Origin of the sequence: Thermoflavimicrobium daqui (genome assembly GCF_003313465.1) — a bacterium.
Classification (GTDB): domain Bacteria; phylum Bacillota; class Bacilli; order Thermoactinomycetales; family Thermoactinomycetaceae; genus Thermoflavimicrobium; species Thermoflavimicrobium daqui.
Genome location: NZ_KZ845692.1, coordinates 1 through 4,375 on the forward strand (window position 1 = coordinate 1; position 4,375 = coordinate 4,375).

Consider the following 4,375-nt stretch of genomic DNA (forward strand, 5'->3'; position numbering starts at 1 on the left):
CATGCCCCTTATGTCCTGGGCTACACACGTGCTACAATGGCTGGTACAATGGGACGCGATACCGCGAGGTGAAGCCAATCCCAAAAAGCCAGTCTCAGTTCGGATTGCAGGCTGCAACTCGCCTGCATGAAGTCGGAATCGCTAGTAATCGCGGATCAGCATGCCGCGGTGAATACGTTCCCGGGCCTTGTACACACCGCCCGTCACACCACGAGAGTTTGCAACACCCGAAGTCGGTGAGGGAACCTCCGGGACCCAGCCGCCGAAGGTGGGGCAGATGATTGGGGTGAAGTCGTAACAAGGTATCCCTACCGGAAGGTGGGGATGGATCACCTCCTTTCTACGGAGTATCTTTATGGATACAAATTTTTGAATCGAAACCTCTCGAGTCATGTCTCACCTTTAGTTTTCAAGGAATATGTAAAAAACCTATTTTTGATTAGACCTAATCAAAAATAGGTTTTTTTATGTGCATTTGTAAATGGTTGTTGGACAGAAATGAACTAGGCTGAAGAGATGAGATATTATAGAAATAAACCCATCATTTAACATCATACAATATCTTGAATATCAAAAAACAAAGATATACTACATATAGTGGAGTGATGTGAGCTTTTTTTAAGATTATCTACTCGAGAGGTACTTGTAGTCACCTTTTCTTTCTTAATGGTTATGTATTATCATATACTGCAGTCATCACTTCTGATTCTATTTTCAAGAAGATGGTCTGACTTATATACTTAAATTTTCTTCGAAGTGAAATAAAAATTTCACCATGATATGAGTACCACTTAAATGGTGTGTCTAATTACACTGAAATAGATCATCAGTATGTTACTGGGCGAGGAGGACAAGTAATGACCTTTTTATCTAAACAGTTTTTGAGTAAATATCCTGATTTTCCAAGAGATATGGAGCCAATTGCGCAATTTACCTATTTACGAACTTATTCTCGTTATCTACCTGAGTATGGAAGACGTGAAGTATGGAAAGAAACAGTCCATAGAGCTACAGAATACAATGTAAATTTAGCCTACCGTTATTTTGCGAAAACTTTATCTCCTGCCCAATTAGTTGAAAAGAAACGGGAGCTAACCCAAGAAGCGGAGCTAATGTTTGATAATTTATTTAATAGACGGCAATTTTGTTCAGGTAGAACTTTATGGGTCGGGAATGCTTCAACAGGAGTTGCAGATAAATACCCGTTAGCCAATTTTAACTGTAGCTTTACCAATATCGAGGATTGGGAAGATCTTTGTGACTTGTTTTATCTACTTTTAGTAGGCACGGGGGTTGGCTTTAAGACAACTAAAAAATTAAGTCAAAAAATGAGTCCGATTCGTAATCAATTTGGAACTACTCATGAAGTATATCAGCCAGTTCTAAAGTCTGATCGCCTTGAACATTCTCGATTAGAGATCAATGCAGAGCAAGGACAAGCTAGAATAACGATTGGAGACTCAAAAGAAGGTTGGGTAGAATCACTTCGTTACTTTTTTCAACTCCTTACCGAACCGAAGTATACACATATTCAACATATTTCTTTCAATTATGACTCTGTCCGTCCGAAAGGTGAGCGTTTAAAAACATTTGGTGGTACAGCGAGTGGACACGAACCACTTCAAGAGATGTTTCAAGGGATTGAAAAAGTATTAAAAAACGAAGTAGAAAAAGACATGTTGTCTTTAGAAGAAGTAGAGGAAGGATATGTACGTGTTCGACCTATTCATGTGTTAGATATTGCTAATCGGATAGGATACAATGTGGTTGTTGGTGGTGTAAGACGTACTGCCGAAATTTGTTTGTTTGACCATGATGATTATGAAACTTTATTTGCGAAATATGGAATTAATGGACTGTGGGGAGAAGAAGCATTTACTCGTCACGAACAAATTAAACAGAAAATGAGCAGGCTAGGTATTCCGATTCCGAAGTGGTGGGATCAATTGGGTGTAAAGCATTATGATGTACCTTATGTAGATGGAATAAAAACTTTTACGGATAAAGCGGAAGCTAAGCAATTTGCTGAAAAGCAAGGAATTGAAAATTATATTCCTTTCCCATATAACAATAGCCGTCCTTTGCACCACCGGCGGATGTCTAATAACTCGATTGCTTTTCGCCACCAGCCATCTAAAGAATACTTAGAATTTGTCTTTCTGGTTATGCACTCAGAAGGAGAACCAGGTTTTGTTAATTTATCAGAAATGGCAAGAAGACGTTTGATTCAGCATGGAATTACAGAACCTACTCAAACACAATTAGAAGAAACAATGGATGAAATAGGAATGAACCCTTGTGCTGAGATCATTTTAAAGTCTAAGAACGTCTGTAACTTAACAACAGTCAATGTAAAAGCATTTGTACATGAAGGTAAACTAAAAATCGATGAGTTGATCGAAGCACAAAAGCTATCTGCGCGAATTGGCTATCGTATGACTTTAGTTGATTTAGAGCTCCCTCATTGGGATGTGGTACAAAAAGAAGAACGCTTATTGGGCACTTCTCTTACAGGATGGAAAGATGCTATGGAAGAAATCGCAGCAGATTCGGAGACAGAGCGTCAAATTTTACAAACACTTGGGCGTGTGGCTAGAGAAGAAGCAGATCGTTATGCTAAAGAGCTTGGATTAAACCGTTCTTTGCTTGTAACCAGTGTGAAACCTGAGGGAACCTTGAGCTTAGTAGCGGGAGCCGTGTCAAGTGGTTTACACATGTCTCATAGTCCATACTATATTCGCCGTATTCGTATCACAGCTGAAGATCCGCTTGCAAAAGCTTGTCTCGAACATAAAGGCTGGGTCATTAACCCTGAGTTTGGAACTCCTGGTACCACTTACGAAGAACAGATGCGTAATGCTCGAACACTCGTGATCGATTTCCCAGTGAAATCAGGCGCCAAACGTACCAAGGATTCTGTAAATGTACAGGATCAATTCAATACTTACTTTATGTTTCAAGATGCCTATACAGAACATAATAGTTCCAATACGATTACTTTGAAGCCGCATGAATGGGATGAAGCATGTCATATTGTATATCAGAATTGGCCACAGTTTATCGGGGTTTCTTTCCTCTCATATGATGGTGGATCTTATCCGCTGGCACCTTATGAAGCATGCACAGCAGAAAAATATGAAAAAATGGCATCCGAAATGGAACTATTTGATTTTACGAAGCTATTGAAGTATGAGATGGCCGAAGATACAGAGTTAGACGAGACAATGGAAGACTGTGCAACGGGTGTCTGCCCAATTCGTTAATGATCAAAAAAGAAGCTTCTTCACTTCCGAAAAAGGTGAGTGAAGAGGCTTCTTTTTATGTAAAATAAACGAAAAGAGAATATAGAGGTGAATAAGGTGAACAAAAATAAGGATGAGTTAAAAAAACGTTTAACCAAAATGCAGTATGAAGTAACACAAAATAATGGGACAGAGCCACCATTTCATAATGAATTTTGGGATCATAAAGAAGAGGGAATTTATGTTGATATTGTTTCTGGTGAGCCTTTGTTTAGTTCATTGGATAAATTTGATTCTGGTTGTGGATGGCCTAGTTTTACAAAACCCATTAAGCGAACACAAATTATTGAAAAATTGGATAAGAGCCATGGTATGATTCGTACAGAAGTACGAAGTAAGGAAGCTGATTCACATTTAGGTCATGTATTTACTGATGGACCAGATCCAACTGGTTTACGTTATTGTATTAACTCCGCTGCCCTTCGTTTTATTCCTAAAGAAAAATTAGAAGAAGAAGGTTATGATGAGTATCTCCCTTTATTTGAGAAAAATAAGAATAAAGAACAATAGATAGAAATTATATAGGTTTCTCTTGCAATGAAAAGGGAAACCTATTCTTTTTTTGGAAATATAATTTACGTACAATTAAGATGATAATTGTGATCAATAAATCAATTAGTTCAATTACTGTAGATTTGATTCATTGGATTACTGCAATTCTAGATGCAAATAAAGATATAATATGTATGTTGTAAAAATTATAGCTTAAAAAGGGATGGATTATCCTCTTTTACTTTGTGAACAAAAAAATACAAAAAAAGTATTGCTTTTTTTGTAGAGTGGTGTTATATTAATAAACGTCGCTGCTATGACAGCGAACAACAGAAACGCACCTTGAAAATTAGATAAGGAAATGATAGTCAAGGGAAAAACATTCACCGAGAGTGAGTACCTTAAAATATTAGGCTTAGGTAGGTTAAGCTAGTAAGGGCACACGGAGGATGCCTTGGCGCCAGGAGCCGATGAAGGACGGGACGAACACCGATATGCTTCGGGGAGCTGTAAGTAAGCTTTGATCCGGAGATTTCCGAATGGGGCAACCCACCAGTCTGAAGGACTGGTACCTCTACCTG

General features: G+C 38.4%; 2 protein-coding genes and 2 rRNA genes. All 4 read left to right on the forward strand.

Annotated elements, in window-relative coordinates; genetic code table 11:
- Window positions 1–340, forward strand: a 16S ribosomal RNA gene (locus DL897_RS17855); the annotation flags it as partial.
- Between the two features lie 517 nt (window positions 341–857).
- Complete coding sequence (gene nrdJ, locus DL897_RS17860; protein WP_113660467.1) at window positions 858–3,263, forward strand: ribonucleoside-triphosphate reductase, adenosylcobalamin-dependent; 2,406 nt, start codon at window positions 858–860, stop codon at window positions 3,261–3,263.
- 96 nt (window positions 3,264–3,359) lie between these two features.
- On the forward strand, window positions 3,360–3,812 hold the full coding sequence (gene msrB / locus DL897_RS17865; protein ID WP_113660468.1) for a peptide-methionine (R)-S-oxide reductase MsrB: 453 nt from the start codon (window positions 3,360–3,362) through the stop codon (window positions 3,810–3,812).
- Between the two features lie 404 nt (window positions 3,813–4,216).
- Window positions 4,217–4,375 (forward strand): 23S ribosomal RNA (locus tag DL897_RS17870); the annotation flags it as partial.

Bases quoted from the DNA above. Each gene is read 5' to 3' on its own strand.
- nrdJ (WP_113660467.1), top strand. From the start codon at position 858: ATGACCTTTTTATCTAAACAGTTTTTGAGTAAATATCCTGATTTTCCA.